Annotated in this window: 15 protein-coding genes and 1 pseudogene; 11 read left to right on the forward strand and 5 right to left on the reverse strand. The window is 63.5% G+C overall.

Annotated elements, in window-relative coordinates; all coding sequences use genetic code 11:
• Positions 1–92: 92 nt before the first annotated feature.
• Both ACO07W_RS15685 and ACO07W_RS15690 read right to left on the reverse strand, forming a co-directional pair.
• Positions 93–1,310 (reverse strand): acetyl-CoA C-acetyltransferase, encoded by a 1,218-nt coding sequence (locus tag ACO07W_RS15685; protein WP_421844572.1) that lies wholly within the window; start codon positions 1,308–1,310, stop codon positions 93–95.
• 207 nt (positions 1,311–1,517) lie between these two features.
• Positions 1,518–2,491, reverse strand: a pseudogene (locus ACO07W_RS15690) (SGNH/GDSL hydrolase family protein).
• Positions 2,492–2,721: 230 nt separating this feature from the next.
• On the opposite strand from ACO07W_RS15690, the gene ACO07W_RS15695 reads away from it, so the two are divergent.
• From ACO07W_RS15695 to ACO07W_RS15710, 4 genes are all read left to right on the forward strand, one after another.
• Complete coding sequence (locus tag ACO07W_RS15695; RefSeq protein ID WP_421844574.1) at positions 2,722–3,792, forward strand: alpha/beta hydrolase; 1,071 nt, start codon at positions 2,722–2,724, stop codon at positions 3,790–3,792.
• An 84-nt stretch (positions 3,793–3,876) separates the two neighbouring features.
• Positions 3,877–5,283, forward strand: coding sequence for a cystathionine beta-synthase (locus ACO07W_RS15700; RefSeq protein WP_421844576.1), 1,407 nt, complete (start codon positions 3,877–3,879; stop codon positions 5,281–5,283).
• A gap of 147 nt (positions 5,284–5,430) precedes the next feature.
• A complete protein-coding gene (locus ACO07W_RS15705; RefSeq protein ID WP_421844578.1) occupies positions 5,431–6,102 on the forward strand; it encodes an RDD family protein in 672 nt (223 codons plus the stop codon).
• 100 nt (positions 6,103–6,202) lie between these two features.
• Entirely contained in the window at positions 6,203–7,384 is a 1,182-nt protein-coding gene (locus ACO07W_RS15710) for a cystathionine gamma-synthase (protein ID WP_421844580.1), read from the forward strand.
• A 13-nt stretch (positions 7,385–7,397) separates the two neighbouring features.
• On the opposite strand, the gene greA is transcribed toward ACO07W_RS15710, so the two are convergent.
• Together greA and ACO07W_RS15720 are read right to left on the reverse strand one after the other, a co-directional pair.
• Positions 7,398–7,892, reverse strand: a complete 495-nt coding sequence (gene greA / locus ACO07W_RS15715) for a transcription elongation factor GreA (protein ID WP_421846036.1) — start codon at positions 7,890–7,892, stop codon at positions 7,398–7,400.
• Positions 7,893–8,113: 221 nt separating this feature from the next.
• Positions 8,114–8,548: a DUF4307 domain-containing protein gene (locus ACO07W_RS15720; protein WP_421844582.1), complete on the reverse strand. Its 435-nt coding sequence runs from the start codon at positions 8,546–8,548 to the stop codon at positions 8,114–8,116.
• Positions 8,549–8,676: 128 nt separating this feature from the next.
• On the opposite strand from ACO07W_RS15720, the gene mca reads away from it, so the two are divergent.
• From mca to ACO07W_RS15740, 4 genes are read left to right on the forward strand one after another with little or no spacing between them, the layout of a single operon-like run.
• Positions 8,677–9,549, forward strand: coding sequence for a mycothiol conjugate amidase Mca (gene mca, locus ACO07W_RS15725; RefSeq protein WP_421844584.1), 873 nt, complete (start codon positions 8,677–8,679; stop codon positions 9,547–9,549).
• Positions 9,546–9,869 carry a hypothetical protein gene (locus ACO07W_RS15730; RefSeq protein WP_421844586.1) on the forward strand — a complete coding sequence of 108 codons (324 nt, stop codon included), beginning with the start codon at positions 9,546–9,548 and terminating at the stop codon, positions 9,867–9,869. Before mca ends, ACO07W_RS15730 begins: the two co-directional genes overlap by 4 nt.
• Positions 9,856–11,889: a thioredoxin domain-containing protein gene (locus tag ACO07W_RS15735; protein ID WP_421844588.1), complete on the forward strand. Its 2,034-nt coding sequence runs from the start codon at positions 9,856–9,858 to the stop codon at positions 11,887–11,889. Before ACO07W_RS15730 ends, ACO07W_RS15735 begins: the two co-directional genes overlap by 14 nt.
• 14 nt (positions 11,890–11,903) lie before the next feature.
• Entirely contained in the window at positions 11,904–12,287 is a 384-nt protein-coding gene (locus tag ACO07W_RS15740) for a nuclear transport factor 2 family protein (RefSeq protein ID WP_421844590.1), read from the forward strand.
• Positions 12,288–12,349: 62 nt separating this feature from the next.
• Here the strand turns inward: ACO07W_RS15740 and trhA are convergent, their stop codons facing one another.
• On the reverse strand, positions 12,350–13,081 hold the full coding sequence (gene trhA, locus ACO07W_RS15745) for a PAQR family membrane homeostasis protein TrhA (RefSeq protein WP_421846037.1): 732 nt from the start codon (positions 13,079–13,081) through the stop codon (positions 12,350–12,352).
• A gap of 147 nt (positions 13,082–13,228) precedes the next feature.
• Between trhA and ACO07W_RS15750 the strand changes: the two genes are divergently transcribed.
• From ACO07W_RS15750 to ACO07W_RS15760, 3 genes are all read left to right on the forward strand, one after another.
• Positions 13,229–14,017: a (2Z,6E)-farnesyl diphosphate synthase gene (locus ACO07W_RS15750; RefSeq protein ID WP_421846038.1), complete on the forward strand. Its 789-nt coding sequence runs from the start codon at positions 13,229–13,231 to the stop codon at positions 14,015–14,017.
• A gap of 70 nt (positions 14,018–14,087) precedes the next feature.
• Positions 14,088–15,458: a hypothetical protein gene (locus tag ACO07W_RS15755; protein ID WP_421844592.1), complete on the forward strand. Its 1,371-nt coding sequence runs from the start codon at positions 14,088–14,090 to the stop codon at positions 15,456–15,458.
• Between the two features lie 150 nt (positions 15,459–15,608).
• A complete protein-coding gene (locus tag ACO07W_RS15760) occupies positions 15,609–16,031 on the forward strand; it encodes a hypothetical protein (protein WP_421844594.1) in 423 nt (140 codons plus the stop codon).
• The last annotated feature ends 68 nt before the right edge of the window (positions 16,032–16,099 follow it).

The following is a 16,099-nucleotide window of genomic DNA, read 5'->3' on the forward strand; positions in this document are numbered from 1 at the left end:
GTGCCGGCTTTTTGCGTGCGGACCGGTTGTCGTTTGCAGCGACTAGTCGGCCCTGAACACACACAGGGAAGCCGCTGTTCGCCGAGAACGCTTTAGCTGAGCCGCTCGACCACCATTGCCATACCCTGGCCGCCGCCAACGCACATGGTTTCGAGCCCGAACGTCTTGTCGTAAGTGGTGAGGTTGTTGAGCAGCGTGGTAGCGATACGCGCACCGGTCATGCCGAATGGATGACCCAGTGCGATAGCCCCGCCCGAGACATTCAGCTTGTCCTCATCGATACCCAATTCGCGGGCTGAGCCCAGAACTTGGACCGCGAAGGCCTCGTTGATCTCGAACAAGTCGATGTCGCCGATCGACATGCGAGCTCGTTGGAGCGCCTGCTTGGACGCCTCGATCGGGCCCAGGCCCATGATTTCGGGGGACAGACCGCTGACACCAGTGGACACGATCCGTGCCAGCGGCTTCAGGCCGAGTTCCTTGGCCTTGGTGTCGCTGGTAATCACCAGGGCGGCGGCGCCGTCGTTGAGCGGGCAGGCATTCCCGGCTGTCACGGTGCCGTTGGGTCGGAACACCGGCTTGAGCTCGCTGACCTTCTCGTAGGTGGTTCCCGGTCGTGGGCCGTCATCAGTGCTGATGGTGGTGCCGTCGGGCAGGGTTACCGGGGCGATCTCCCGTTGGAAGAATCCGCTCTTGATCGCTTCCTCTGCGCGGTTCTGACTGCGCACTCCCCAGTGGTCCTGGTCTGCGCGGCTGACACCGGTAATGATGGAGACGTTCTCCGCGGTCTGGCCCATGGCGATGTAGACATCGGGCAGGTTTCCGTCGGTCCGGGGATCGTGCCATCCGTCAGCGCCTGCCGCCGCGGCTGCCGTGCGTTCCTGCGCTTCGTCGTACAGCGGGTTCTTGGTGTCAGGCCAAGAGTCAGAGTTGCCCTTCCCGAACCGGGACACGGTTTCGACACCGGCGGAGATGAACGCGTCGCCTTCCCCGGCCTTGATCGCATGAAAAGCCATCCGCGTGGTCTGCAGCGACGACGAGCAATACCGGTTCACCGTGGTGCCCGGCAGGAAGTCGTAGCCAAGTCCAACCGCGACGACTCGGGCCATGTTGAATCCGGACTCACCGCCGGGCAGGCCACACCCCAGGATCAGGTCGTCGATTTGATCTGGGTTCAGCGCGGGCACCTTGTCGAGTGCGGCGCGCACCATCTGAACGGCGAGGTCGTCGGGCCGCATGCTGACCAGCGACCCTTTCATCGCGCGGCCGATCGGTGAGCGGGCAGCGGAGACGATGACGGCTTCTGGCATGGCGGTTCCCTCCGTTTTGGTATTGCGCGTTCGAATCTAGCCCGGCGACAATGCGGGCCGGGCGGCGGCCCGGTGAGGAGCCGGGCAATTGGGCTAGCCCGGCGACAATGCGGGCCGGGCGGCGGCCCGGTGAGGAGCCGGGCAATTGGGCTAGCCCGGCGACAATGCGGGCCGGGCGGCGGCCCGGTGAGGAGCCGGGCAATTGGGCTAGCCCGGCGGTGCGACCGTTGCCGGCAAGGGTGTGCGGTCGGTCGGTAGCGGCCGCCGACGTAGCCGAGACATGATGGCTTGCCTTGGGCGGCCACTGCCGAGTGTGGAAGTGGCGGACCGCGATGGCGATGGATGTGTGGGGGCGGTGTCTATGCCCAATGCGTTGCGCAGCGCGAGCTGTAGTTGAGCGGCGGCGAGCGCATATGCCGACGCCGAAGGGTGGTAGCGGTCGGAGGAGAGCATCAGCTCGGGTACCGCACGGAATTGGGGAGCCAGCAGATCCGCGAGCGGCACGGGCACGCCCCCTGCGGCCTTGACGGCGACGGCTTGGGCTCGGGCAAGTCGCACGCCGCACGTGTGCGCCAGAGAGCGCAATGGCTGCGGGATAGCGGTAATCACCCCTAGGTCGGGGCAGGTACCAACCACTACGACCACGTCGCGAGCCCGCAACCTTCGCACAGCTGAAGCGAGCCGTTGCGCGGACGGGCCGACACCTTTGAGGGCGGTGACGTCGTTGGCTCCGATCATGATCACTGCTGCGTCCGGCGGCGGTCCCGCTACGAACATCGCGTCGACTTGACTGCAGACGCCTGTCGAGGTGGCCCCGACAATGGCTTTGGTGCTCAGTCGGACACATTTTCCGGACTGCTCGGCGAGTTTGCGCGCGATCAGTACGCCCGGTACTTCCTCCGGACTTACGCAGCCGTACCCAGTTGCTGTTGAGTCGCCGAACATCATCAGGTGCAACTCGGCAGGCATCCCGCGTCGCCAGCGTTGCACGGGCCCGTCGCAGCCGTTGTACACGCCATCGGCGCGGGGCGGGGCGTCGAAGGATTTGGGGATAACGTGCGCGCTTGGATAGCCTGGCCAACCAGAAGGTTGCGCGCGCTCAGATAGGCGCTGCCCGTCGAAGCGAGTGCACCCGCGGTAGCCAAGGCGATCTTCGAACGCCGCGGTACCCGTATGTCCACACAAGTAGTTTAGATCGGCTTCCGTCTTTGCGCGGGCTCCTGAATAAGAAACCGATTACGGTGTGGATCAATTGTGGTATCGAATCAGACTCATTGTGCGCTTCGCCTGGATTATGCTGTAAAGCTAAGTTTACGGAGTTGGCTGGACGCCTTGGATGGCAGTTCAACCGGGCGCTCGGCTTCTCCGGCACATGCTGTTTCGGACTACAAAGACGTAGGAAGTATTGAGCATGACTGCACCTAGTAAGGTATCCGGCTCACCTCGGTATGCCATTCGTCCACGGGACGTCCTGAAGGCACGTAGACTTGAGGCACGCAGGTTCGCAATCAGCGATGGCGCCCCGGTGGAGGTTGTCGAGTCTGGTCCAAGTATTGCTGCGCGATTAGCTACGTTGACATCTCGGCTGACGATCAGGCCGGCTGTGGCTGTCGGTAGCTACGTTCCGCACCTGCCATGGCCGTGGGGTCTCATCGACCTGGCGTCGCGTGTTGTCGCGCCGGTCACGACTACGACACGGGACGCTGTGAGCTTGCCAAATGCCAGTGCTCGCCTTGTGCGGGCGGCTGGTGTGCTACCCGCGGATGGCAAGCGTCGGGCGGTGCTCTACTTGCACGGCGGCGCGTTTCTGACCTGTGGAGCTAACTCGCACTGCAGGCTTGTGGAAATGTTGTCGGAATTTGCTGATTCGCCTGTGCTGGTGGTCAACTATCGGCTGTTGCCCAAGCATTCGGTCGGGATGGCGCTCGACGACTGCAACGATGGCTATCAGTGGCTGAGATCGCGCGGGTACGAGCCCGAGCAGATTGTGCTAGCCGGCGACTCGGCCGGCGGGTACCTGGCTCTTGCTCTTGCTCAGCGTTTGCAGCAGCACGATGGGGAGGAGCCCGCGGCCCTCGTTGCGATCTCGCCACTGCTGCAGCTAGCAAAGGAGTTCAAGCAAGCGCATCCGAACATCAAAACGGATGCGATGTTTCCGGCAAGAGCATTCGACGCGCTTGTCGCTTTGGTTGCTGGAGCGGCCGCCAGGAACGTTGTTGACGGCAAGGCTGAGGAGATTTATGAGCCGCTGGAGCACATCGAACCGGGTTTGCCACGGACGCTGATTCATGTGTCCGGGTCCGAGGTGCTGTTGCACGACGCGCAGTTGGCGGCAGCCAGGCTGGCTGCGGCTGGTGTGCCGGCTGAGGTAAGAGTCTGGCCGGGTCAGGTTCACGATTTTCAGCTTGCGGCACCCGTGGTGCCGGAGGCGGTCCGCTCATTGCGGCAGATAGGGCAGTACATTCGCGAGGCCACCGGCTGAACCTCGGCGAGTGCTTCGGCCGGCGCGGGGGTATGCCAAGAGAGCGGATGCACGGGACCCGCAACCACCTGACACCATGAACGCATGCGAATCGCGCAGCACCTCAGTGACCTGATTGGCGGCACACCACTGGTTCGCCTGAACTCCGTCGTACCCAGCGGGGCGGGCAGCGTGGTCGCAAAGGTCGAGTATCTCAATCCCGGTGGCAGCTCAAAGGATCGGATTGCGGCGAAGATGATCGACGCCGCCGAAGCCAGTGGGCAGCTGAAGCCCGGCGGCACCATCGTTGAGCCCACATCAGGCAACACCGGCGTTGGTCTTGCTCTGGTCGCGCAGCGCCGCGGCTACCACTGCGTGTTCGTTTGCCCCGACAAAGTCAGCGAGGACAAGCGCAATGTGCTGATCGCCTACGGGGCCGAGGTGGTCGTATGCCCGACGGCGGTGCCACCAGAAGATCCGGACAGCTACTACAGCGTTTCCGACCGGTTGGTCCGCGAAATTGACGGTGCGTGGAAACCCGATCAGTACGCCAACCCGGAAGGGCCAGCGAGCCACTACGTGACCACCGGTCCGGAGATATGGGCCGACACGGACGGCAAGATCACCCACTTCGTTGCCGGCATCGGTACCGGCGGCACGATTAGTGGGGTGGGGCGCTACCTCAAAGAGGTGTCGCGCGGAAGACCGGAGGGGAGCGTGCGCATCATTGGTGCCGACCCCGAGGGGTCGGTGTATTCGGGTGGTAGTGGGCGCCCCTACCTGGTGGAGGGGGTGGGCGAGGACTTTTGGCCGGCAGCCTACGATCCGTCGATACCCGACGAGATTATTTCGGTCTCCGACTCCGACTCGTTCGACATGACCCGGCGGCTGGCTCGCGAAGAAGCGATGCTGGTCGGGGGATCGTGCGGAATGGCCGTCGTAGCCGCGCTTAGAGTCGCAGAGCAAGCCGGCCCCGACGCGTTGATCGTGGTTCTGCTGCCAGATGGCGGCCGGGGCTACATGTCGAAGATTTTCAATGATGCATGGATGTCGTCGTATGGGTTTCTGCGCAGCAGACTCGACGGATCCACCGAGCAGCCCTCGGTCGGTGATGTGCTGCGTCGCAAATCGGGTGCGCTGCCCGCCCTCGTGCACACCCATCCATCCGAGACCGTGCGGGATGCGATTGGGATTCTTCGCGAATACGGGGTTTCCCAGATGCCAGTCGTTGGCGCCGAGCCGCCGGTGATGGCGGGGGAGGTCGCTGGCAGCGTTTCTGAACGCGAACTATTGTCGGCTGTCTTCGAGGGTCGCGCTCACTTGGCCGACGCCGTCTCAACGCACATGAGCCGGCCACTGCGGATGATCGGCGCCGGCGAGTTGGTCAGCGTAGCCGGCGAGGTGTTGCGTGACTCGGACGCGCTGATGGTGGTGGAGGAAGGCAAACCGGTAGGGGTGATTACCCGCTACGACCTGCTGGGCTTTTTGTCGGAGGGGTCGCGTCGGCGTTAGCTGGCCACATCGGTTGGGCTACCTAAATAGCGTCGCTGCCAGCCTCGCGTGGGGGCTCGACGAGCTATCGCCATTTCACTCTGCGGGTCTAGACCTCAGGTACTGTAATTTCGACTGGTTCAGCTCGTCCTCAGTGGAAGGTTGCCCATGACCGATCAGCCGCCGCCCGGCGAGGCAGTCCCCCCGCCTCCTTCGTCGTCAGGTGGGTATGAACCTCCACCCGGTGGGAACCAGCCGCCTCCGCCGCCTCCGCCCCCGCCGCCACCCGGCGGCGGCTATCCTCCGCCGCCTCCTGCGGCCGGGGGCTATGCTCCGCCTCCGCCCGGGCGGGCGATCCGTGACATGCCAGCGGAGGCCTACACGCCGTGGATAAGCCGCGTGCTGGCGGCACTGATCGACTGGGCTCCCTACGTTGCCGTGGTCGGTATTGGTTGGGTGATCATGCTGGCCACGCAGACGTCGTCATGTATCACTGATATCAGTCAGTACGACATCAGCCAGTTCTGTGCCTCGCAACCCTCGATGATCGGCCAATTGGCGCTGTGGTTGTTCTCGCTTGTCGGATTGGCCTACTTGATCTGGAACTACGGCTACCGCCAGGGCACCACGGGATCGAGCGTGGGCAAGTCGATGCTCAGGTTCAAAGTGGTTAGCGAAGCCACTGGGCAGCCGCTGGGCTTCGGAATGTCCATTGTGCGTCAGCTCGCGCATATCGTCGACGCGTTCATCTGCTTCATCGGTTTCCTGTTTCCGTTGTGGGATGCCAAGCGGCAGACTCTGGCCGACAAGATCATGACGACGGTCTGCCTGCCTCTCTAGCGCGGCAGCACCGTTCACTACGCGAGGACAGTGATAGTGATGCGCCGCCTTGGCCATGAATCTGCGGCCAGGGCGGTGCCCGTCAAAAGGCTGATTACCAATGAGCGAAATCCAACAGGGACATCACGGAATCGCCGGACAGGCAACGAGAGCCATCCACTCCGGTTACCGCCCGGACTCAGCGACTGGCGCTGTTAACGCGCCGATCTATGCCAGCAGCACGTTCGCCCAGGATGGTGTCGGCGCACTGCGCGGCGGATTCGAGTATGCACGGACCGGCAACCCCACCCGGGCGGCATTGGAGACCGCGCTCGCCTCGGTGGAAGACGGTACTTTTGGGCGCGCGTTCAGTTCCGGGATGGCCGCCACCGACTGTGCCCTACGGGCATTGTTGCGGCCCGGGGATCACATCGTGATACCCGACGACGCGTATGGCGGTACATTCCGCCTGATAGACAAGGTTTTTGGCGGCTGGGGTGTCGAGTACACCCCCGTGTCGCTTGCTGATCTCGGCGCTGTTCGCGCAGCGATCACGCCACGCACTCGACTCATTTGGGTGGAAACACCGACAAATCCGTTGCTGTCGATCGCCGACATCGCAGGCATCGCCCAGCTCGCGGCTGGCCAAGATTCCAAAAAGCCGGTAAAGGTCTTGGTGGACAACACCTTTGCGTCGCCCGCATTGCAGCAGCCGTTGGCGCTCGGCGCCGATGTCGTGCTGCACTCGACCACCAAGTACATCGGTGGACATTCCGACACGGTCGGTGGCGCGTTGATCACCAACGACGAAGACCTAGACAGCTCTTTCGCGTTTCTGCAGAACGGCGCGGGCGCGGTGCCCGGACCGTTTGACGCCTATCTGGCGATGCGTGGCCTGAAGACCCTCGTACTGCGGATGCAGCGGCACTGCGAAAACGCCGCTGCTGTAGCGGAATTCCTCAGTGGGCATCCGGCTGTGCACGCGGTGCTGTATCCGGGACTGCCGGATCATCCCGGGCATGAGATCGCCGCGCGGCAGATGTCTGGTTTCGGCGGTATGGTTTCGGTACGCATGCGTGGCGGGCGTCGAGCCGCGCAGGCCCTGTGCGCCAGCACCCGGGTATTCATCCTTGCCGAATCGCTGGGTGGGGTGGAGTCGTTGATCGAGCATCCCAGCGCCATGACGCACGCCTCGACAACCGGTTCGCAGTTGGAGGTTCCCGACGACCTCGTACGGCTTTCGGTCGGGATTGAGGATGTCGCCGACCTGCTCGCTGATCTTGAGCGGGCACTCGCCGGATAGCGGCGATTCTGAGCTACGAGTGGTACGGCTCCGCGCTGACCAATGTGACCTTTACGGTGTTTCCGTTGGGCACTGTGTAGGTGCGCGTCTCGCCGACCTTGGCGTCGATCAAGGCGCCGCCCAGTGGTGAGTTTGGCGAATACACTTCGAGCTTGCCGTCGCTAACGCCCTCCTGGCGGGTAGCAATGAGGAAGGTCTCGCTGTCTGACTTGTCGCCGTCGTAATAGACCTTCACCACCGACCCGGGCAACGCAACGCCGGACTGCTTGGGCGCCTCGCCAACCTTCGCGTTGTTGAGCAGATCCTGCAGCTGGCGGATGCGGGCCTCTTGCTGGCCTTGCTCGTCCCGGGCGGCGTGGTATCCGCCGTTTTCGCGCAGGTCGCCTTCTTCACGGCGGTCGTTGATTTCCGCGGCGATAACCGGACGATTCGCAATCAAATGGTCGAGTTCGGCTTTGAGTCGGTCATGTGACTCCTGGGTCAACCAGGTCACCTGAGTATCCGTCATCTCGTCGCGCTCCTCGTCATGTCGTTCCGCGTCTTCGCGTACGCTGCTGATCTCGCTGTTGCGAGTATTACGGGTCCCCACCCCGGGTGCTGCCATTGCATTCCGCTCACGGCCGCAAATGCAGCAATACACGGTCACCGCAGGACCGTGCATCAATCTATGTTAACACCGCACATACGGCTGGTGTCTTACATATTCGCAGTTCGACATTTGTTGCGCAGTCACGACGAGCGCAGGTAGCTCGGCACGTTCGTGCCGCAACCGTATACGTCTGCCAGCACCGGCGGCTGGCTGGACTTCAGCGTGGTGGTCGCCTGGACCGTGGCGGCCTCCGAGGGCGGAATCAACACTTCGCGCCTGCCGGTCTCGCTGCCGTCTTTGGATCGAACCCGCACGATGCAGACCACCGGCTGGGTGGGGTCGGAACGTGTCACGCTGATCGTCACCGAGGCTGTCTCATCATCTATCAACCGATAGCCGGCGAGTGCACCTGCGACGTCGCTGGTGCCGAGCCGCAGGTAGCCGACGATGGCGAGAACGGTGCCGCCCGCAACAACCAGGGCGGCCAAACCAATGGCGACCCGGCGCCGTGTCACGCGGGACAGCCGCGACCGGCCGTAGCGGGCTTCGGGACGCAGACTGGTATCGGAGGTCACGTGTGGGTCCATGTTTGGGTGACTTGTCGAGCGTCGGAGTTCGACCGACGGAGTGGAACGATCGAGAACTCAATTATAGGGTCCCCTATAGGCTCAGGGGGTGACCAGCCGGATGGACAAGGGGGCACGTGAGCGAACTGCGGTTGATGGCGGTGCACGCCCACCCCGATGACGAGTCCAGTAAAGGTGCTGCCGCGCTGGCTCGCTATGCCGACGAAGGCCATCGCGTGCTGGTGGTTACGTTGACGGGGGGCGAACGCGGCGAAATTCTCAACCCGGCGATGGATCTGCCAGATGTGCGTGGACATATCGCCGAAATCCGCCGGGACGAGATGGCGAAAGCGGCTGAGATCCTCGGCGTAGAGCACACCTGGCTAGGCTTTGTCGACTCCGGTTTGCCCAAGGGCGACCCATTGCCACCGTTGCCGGAGGGCTGCTTCGCGTTGGTTCCCATGGAGGTGTCTACCGAAGCGCTGGTGCGTGTGGTCCGTGAGTTCCGGCCGCATGTGATGACCACCTACGACGAGACCGGCGGATACCCGCATCCCGACCATATTCGCTGCCACGAGATCTCGGTCGCCGCCTACGAGGCCGCCTGCGACCATCGGCGCTTCCCCGATGCCGGCGAGCCGTGGATGGTGTCCAAGCTGTACTACAACCACGGCTTTTTGCGACAGCGAATGCAGTTGCTGCAGGACGAGTTCATCAAGCACGGCCAAGACGGCCCATTCGAGCGGTGGCTCGCGCACTGGGATTCCGAGCATGACCCGTTCGCCGACCGGGTTACGACGCGCGTCGAGTGCTCGGCATATTTCAGCCAGCGCGATGATGCATTGAGGTCGCACGCAACCCAGATCGACCCGAAGGCCGAATTCTTCGCCGCCCCGATCTCGTGGCAGCAGCGATTGTGGCCGACTGAGGAGTTCGAGTTGGCTCGTTCGCGCGTCCGGGCTCTCTTGCCGGAGACCGAATTGTTCGCCGGGATTGAGCTAGACCGGTGAGCCACCTTTTACTCACCGTGATTGCTGACGGTGCGCCACGCAATACCGGGCCCGATTTCGGTAAGGCCAGTCCACTGGGACTGCTGGTCGTCGTATTGCTGCTGATCGCTACATTGCTGTTGCTGCGGTCGATGAACCGCCATCTCAAGAAGGTCCCCGAATCCTTCGATCGGCAGAATCCCGAACTGGATCAGGCCGCTGACGAAGGTACGGATGCGGCCGGCCGGTATGGCGAGCCGATCTCCGAAACGGATCGGCCCGAGCGCACCGAACACAAAGGTTCTACCCGGCCGCCGGGGCGCGCCGATGAGCCGGGCTGATTACTCCGCGGCGAATACGCTGGCAAGCGCCACCAGTCCGTATTTGCGACAGCACGCCGACAACCCGGTGCACTGGCAGCAGTGGGTTCCGCAGGCGCTGGCAGAGGCGGCTGCGCGTGACGTACCGATCCTGCTGTCCATCGGCTACGCCGCATGTCACTGGTGTCACGTTATGGCCCACGAATCGTTCGAGGACGACGAGGTTGCTGCCGCGATGAATGCGGGCTTTGTCTGCATCAAAGTCGACCGCGAGGAGCGGCCGGACATCGATGCCGTGTATATGAACGCGACGGTCGCACTCACCGGTCAAGGCGGCTGGCCGATGACATGTTTCCTCACTCCTGACGGCCGGCCGTTCTTCTGCGGCACGTACTACCCGAAAACTGTTTTTCTGGAACTACTGTCGGCTATCTCTGGGGCGTGGCGCGAACGCCGCGGGGAGGTGGAAGAGTCGTCTGATCAGATCGCAGGCGAGTTGCGCTCGATAGCGTCCGGATTCTCGGGGCTGTCCGGCGGCAGTCCAGACGTGGCGTCGGAGCTGTGTGACCACGCCGTTGCGGCTGTGCTGCGCGACGAAGACACCGCGCGCGGTGGCTTTGGTGCTGAGACCGCTTCCGGGCCCAAGTTCCCGCCTTCGGCATTGCTGGAGGCGTTGCTGCGCAGTTACGAACGTACGGGGTCATCGGCAGCTCTAGCTGCGGTTAGACGCACCGGCGCTGCGATGGCCCGCGGTGGCATCTATGATCAACTCGCCGGTGGTTTCGCTCGCTACAGCGTCGACAACGCTTGGGTGGTACCGCATTTCGAGAAGATGCTGTATGACAACGCGTTGTTGTTGCGCGCCTACGCGCACTGGGCGAGGCGGACTGGGGATCGGTTGGCACGTCGTGTTGCCGCACAGACCGCGCAGTTTCTGCTCGACGGAATGACCGACGGAGAGATGTTCATTTCGTCGCTGGATGCCGATGCCGACGGTCGTGAGGGGTCAAGCTACGTCTGGACGCCCGCGCAGTTGACCGAGGTGCTTGGTGCCGACGACGGCCTATGGGCGGCAGAGGTTTTCCGGGTAACCCAGCTCGGCACATTCGAGCACGGGGCGTCGGTGCTGCAGCTTCCTGCCGATCCCGACGACGCTGTGCGTCTGGACCGTATCCGTGCATCCTTGCTGGAGGCCCGGCTTACCCGCATCCAACCCGGACGCGATGACAAGATCGTCACGGCCTGGAACGGACTGGCAATCACTGCGCTGGCAGAAGCCAGCGTGGCGTTGCAGAACCCCGAGTTGGCGTTGGCGTCGCGACGTTGCGCGGCAGCGCTTTTGGGTGTGCACGTCGTTGATGGTCGGCTGCGGCGGGCCAGCCTTGGTGGGGTCGCGGGGGAGAGCGCCGCCGTCCTCGAGGATCATGCAATGCTGGCTACCGGGCTGTTGGCGCTGTACCAATTGACCGCCGATGAGGCCTGGCTGACGGCGGCCACCGGTTTGCTGGACGCCGCGCTGGAGCATTTCGCCGATCCGCAGCGCCCCGGCCGTTGGTTTGATACCGCCGACGACGCCGAGCCGCTCGTGCTCCGGCCTGCCGAGCCGCTGGACGGCGCGACTCCATCGGGGGCGGCGTCGATCACCGAAGCGCTGCTCACCGCTGGTCACTTGGCCGACGCTGATCGTGCCGCACGGTATTTGCAGGCAGCACGCAACTCGCTGAGCGCGCACTCGGTGCTGCTAGCTCGCGCGCCGCGATCGGCCGGCCACTGGCTGGCCGTCGCCGAATCCGCGGTTCGCGGTCCGCTGCAGATCGCGGTCGCATGTGCCGGGGCGGCGTCGCCGCTGCTATCCGCCGCGCGCCGGCTGGCGCCCGGCGGCGCGATCGTTGTCGGTGGTGTCCCGAACTCGTCGTCGCTGCTAGAAGGCCGGGATCGGGTGTCCGATGCCGATGCTGCCTATGTGTGCCGTGGCCAGGTCTGTGACCTGCCGGTAACCAGCGCAGTCGAACTCGCCGCCGCGCTCGGCACGACCGAGTAGTACCGTTGTCTGCCATGTCGAATGACACCGATAAGGCCGCAGTGATCACCGACTCGGTTAACCGCTACATTGCGCTGCTCGCCGGCGGGGGTTTGGACGAATTGGTCGGTATCTTTGCCGACGACGCCACTGTGGAAGACCCGGTGGGCGGCGAGGTGCACATCGGGAGTCAAGCCATCCGCGGCTTTTATTCTGCGATCACCCCCTTGCAGCGTGAGGCCGAGCTGGTGTCGCTTCGGGTCGCCGGCAACGAGGCGGCCTTCCAGTTCCGCTTCACTATGACAGCCGGCGGCAACAAGATGCGGGTGGAGCCCATTGATGTCATGGTCTTCGACGACAATGGCAAGGTCACAGCTATGAAGGCATATTGGTCGGCGGCCAACGTGACCCAGCTATAACAGTTCGCTCGGGCCGACTAGGCGCGCGCATAGGCGCTAGGCCAGGGTATCGGCAGGCCGAATCAGAACACGACGAACCACATCGCAATGTAGTGGCAGATTGCCGCCACCGCAGTGCAGGCGTGAAAGAACTCGTGGAAGCCGAACGTTGCCGGCCACGGGTCGGGCCAGCGCAGCCCGTAGAGCACGCCGCCGATGCTGTACAGAGCACCTCCGACAATCAATAACACGGTCGCTGCGACTCCGGCGTTGTGCAAGATCGGACCGACGAACCCGACTGCTACCCACCCCAAAAGCAGATAGAGCGGCACCCCCACCCAGCGTGGCGCCGACGGCCAGCACATTTTCAGCATGATCCCGGCGAGTGCGCCGCCCCACACGATGTACAACACCAGCTTTCCGATGTGCTGCGGCAAGGCCAGCAACGCGAACGGCGTATAGCTGCCGGCTATGAAAACGAAAATCATCGAATGATCTAGCCGCTTCATCCACTTCCGGGCGGTCGCGGATGTCCAATGGACGCGGTGGTAGGTAGCGCTTACGGTGAACATCGCGACTGTCGCCGCGGTGTATCCCAGCGTCGCAAGCCCGGCTTTGGCGGAGGTCAATGCCCAGGACACCGCGACCAGCGATGCACCCGCGAAAACGGCGGCGCCGGCGGTGTAAACGTGGATCCAGCCCCGAAAACGAGGCTTGGTCAGGACTCGGGTAACGCCGTCAACGATCTGGTGGGCCGGCGACAGCTCCTGCGGTTCGGGCTCTGCGTTAGCGGTGGTGCCGGCTTGAGCGCCCATTTCTCCTGCTGCCTCGACTCGTGATTGCCGGTGGTTTCCACCGAACACAGTAGTCCGTTTGAGCATCAGACGAGCCTCGGGTTCGCGGGTGGGATCACCGGAATCACAGGCATGAGTTTGGTGGCTGTCACAGTAGTGTGGATTTTCGTGGAGATCATCCCGCCGCGGCTCAAGGAGCCGTTGTATCGGCTCTACGAGCTGCGGTTGCGTCAGGGGCTGGCTGCAACGAAGTCTGAACTGCCTCGTCACATCGCAGTGCTGTGTGACGGCAATCGGCGGTGGGCGCGCAACGCCGGGTACGAGGATGTCAGCTTCGGGTACCGGATGGGCGCGGCCAGGATTGCCGAAATGCTGCGGTGGTGTCAGGAAGCGGGTGTTGAACTGGCTACCGTCTACCTACTCTCCACCGAAAATCTGCAGCGTGACCCGGACGAGCTCGCCGCTCTGATCGAGATCATCACCGATGTTGTCGAGGAGATCTGCGCGCCGGCCAACCGCTGGAGTGTGCGTACCGTCGGTGATTTGGAGTTGCTTGGCGAGGAGCCGGCCCGCCGGCTGCGCGGTGCGGTGGAATCTACGCCGGACGTGGCCTCGTTGCACGTCAATGTTGCTGTGGGTTATGGGGGCCGCCGCGAGATCGTCGATGCGGTGCGTGCGTTGTTGGGCAAGCAACTGGCCAACGGTGCGACAGCTGAGGAGCTTGTTGACGCCGTGACCGCTGAGGGTATTTCGGAAAACCTCTACACGTCAGGACAACCTGACCCGGACTTGGTGATCCGCACTTCGGGGGAGCAACGCCTGTCAGGGTTTCTGTTGTGGCAGAGCGCGTACTCGGAAATGTGGTTCACCGAAGCGCACTGGCCGGCATTCCGCCGGGTCGACTTCTTGCGTGCGCTGCGCGACTACAGCATGCGACATCGCCGGCATGGCAAGTGACCTGGGTAATCTTGCCGTTTTTGCTGCAGAAGGGCGGTTATCCGGGTTAGCGGCGTGACACACTGGACGGATGGCTGCGCTGTCAGCGGTGGTGTTCACGCTGAGCGGGTGGCTCGGTTTGTACTTGCTGGCCCGTGACCCGCGTAAACCGGTGCTTGTGTTGGCGGCGATCGGACTTTGTGGCTTTGCGCTAGTGGTGGCTCTGGACGCGGTGCGGACAACCACCATCGTGCACGGAAAGCTGCTCAGCCAGCTGGAGATCTATTTGGTGGGTGTTCCCGGCGTGGCGTGGTTTGGGGTGCTCGTCGAGCTATCCCGGCCGCGAGACAGCTGGCGGGGGCGCACCGGTGAGATGATGCTCATCGCTGGTGTTGGCGTCCTGACGCTATTCGGCGCCATGATGGCCGGCAATGTCGACGGTCCACTGCGCTGGGGCCACATCCTGATGTTCGCGGTGGTGTCGACAACCACGCTCGGCGCGATGGCAGCGGTGTTGCTGCGGCCAGCCCCGCCGATGCGTGTCGCCGGCGTTGTCATTGTCGCAACGCTTTTCTTTGCTCTGGGGAATGCCATCCTGATCATTCCGCTGGGCCTGCTGCCCAGCTGGCTGGCCTTGGCTTCGACGGGTTTCGACTTGCTGTTGCTCGGAGTGGCAGTGGCTGGATGGGACGCCTTCGATGAGGGGCAGGCGCTGCGCGCAGATATGCTGCGTTCGTTCACCGGTTCGCTCGTCGTGGCAACAGTGTTCGGTGGTCAGGTGCTGGTTGGGTTGTCGGCTACTCGTCCTGTGCCCGCGGCTCAGTCCGCGCTGACGGTGCTGCTGTTCACCAGTTTGGCGGTCGCGATCACGGTGCAGGTGCTGGCCGATCCACTGGCCGGGATATTGGACCGGTTGGCGTTCGCTGGCTCGCCCGCTCTGCAGGCTGACCGGGCTGCGCTGCGGGACACCGGTGCGGCATTGCCGCTGCGGTCGGCAGATCTTCTGGTCGACGTCGACGACGAGTCCTTCGTTCGGCTCACGCGCCGCGCACTGGGGCACTACGGGGACCTGACTAAGCTGGTCGCGAGCCCGCTAACTACGTTGCCGCTGATTGACGAGCGATTGACCGCTCGGGGAGTACCCGACCGCCCGTTGGAGCGGGCCAACGAACTCAAGGCTGTTCTTGCCGATGGAATTGAGCGGCTTAAGCCACGCGACGGTACCGATTTCGGCACCACCGAGCAATGGCGTCACTACAACTCACTGTATTTTCCGTACGTCGTTGGTGTACGCGCGTATGCACAGAACGCCACCGCCTCGGGTTTGGACCCCACTGCCCGCCGGGCCTGGCAGTGGTTGGTGACTGAGGTTCCACAGCGCTCGCTGCACAACTGGCAGAACGCGGCGGCCCGGCTCATCGCCGCCGATTTGCGCGGGCGGGTCAGCGTCCCCAGCGAATGAGTCAGGCGGGAATCGCGCAAAGAAATACCAGGTCATTCGCCCGGTAGGCAGTATTTGGCAGTGCCGTGAGTCGATCTGGCAGTGCATTGGCGGCACGCTCAAGCATGTTCAATCAACCACTGTCTCTTATGGGTCCCAAGGAGCAATGACATGACCGCCATCGCTGATTCAACAACCCGGCCGCGGCCCGTCTCGGCGGATTCGTTGCTGCGTCTAGCAATGCGGGCCGACGCAGCTTTGACCGCACTGATGGGTCTAGTCGCGGCTTTCGCCGCGGGTCCGATCTCGTCGATTACCGGCCTGACGTCTGCCCAGGAATACAGTATTGGCGCCTTCTTCGTGCTCTACGGTGCGGTGGTGTTCGGCCTGGCCGCATTGCCGAAGGTGCCGCATGTACGTCGCGCGGGAATCGCGGTGATCGCGGGAAACACCCTCTATACCGTGGCCGCCATTGTCGCCGTTGAGCTGGTATCGATGACCGCAGTGGGGGTTGCCGTGACGCTCGCCACCGGTGTCTACACCGCGTTGTTCGCGGTCCTGCAATACCTGGGAGTGCGCCGAATTTGCGGGTAACTCCCCTTCCCGCCGAGCGGGGCGCGTCCGTTACCCACGTTGCGGTACGCCCCGCATCGGCCCGCCTG

Origin of the sequence: Mycobacterium sp., assembly GCF_965230835.1 — a bacterium.
GTDB lineage: Bacteria > Actinomycetota > Actinomycetes > Mycobacteriales > Mycobacteriaceae > Mycobacterium.

Coding starts and splice junctions, on each gene's coding strand:
- ACO07W_RS15735 (WP_421844588.1), top strand. CDS start 9,856: ATGAGCCGGGCTGATTACTCCGCGGCGAATACGCTGGCAAGCGCCACC.
- ACO07W_RS15695 (WP_421844574.1), top strand. CDS start 2,722: ATGACTGCACCTAGTAAGGTATCCGGCTCACCTCGGTATGCCATTCGT.
- ACO07W_RS15760 (WP_421844594.1), top strand. CDS start 15,609: ATGACCGCCATCGCTGATTCAACAACCCGGCCGCGGCCCGTCTCGGCG.
- ACO07W_RS15705 (WP_421844578.1), top strand. CDS start 5,431: ATGACCGATCAGCCGCCGCCCGGCGAGGCAGTCCCCCCGCCTCCTTCG.
- greA (WP_421846036.1), bottom strand. CDS start 7,892: ATGACGGATACTCAGGTGACCTGGTTGACCCAGGAGTCACATGACCGA.
- ACO07W_RS15685 (WP_421844572.1), bottom strand. CDS start 1,310: ATGCCAGAAGCCGTCATCGTCTCCGCTGCCCGCTCACCGATCGGCCGC.
- trhA (WP_421846037.1), bottom strand. CDS start 13,081: ATGGGCGCTCAAGCCGGCACCACCGCTAACGCAGAGCCCGAACCGCAG.
- ACO07W_RS15710 (WP_421844580.1), top strand. CDS start 6,203: ATGAGCGAAATCCAACAGGGACATCACGGAATCGCCGGACAGGCAACG.
- ACO07W_RS15700 (WP_421844576.1), top strand. CDS start 3,877: ATGCGAATCGCGCAGCACCTCAGTGACCTGATTGGCGGCACACCACTG.
- ACO07W_RS15755 (WP_421844592.1), top strand. CDS start 14,088: ATGGCTGCGCTGTCAGCGGTGGTGTTCACGCTGAGCGGGTGGCTCGGT.
- ACO07W_RS15740 (WP_421844590.1), top strand. CDS start 11,904: ATGTCGAATGACACCGATAAGGCCGCAGTGATCACCGACTCGGTTAAC.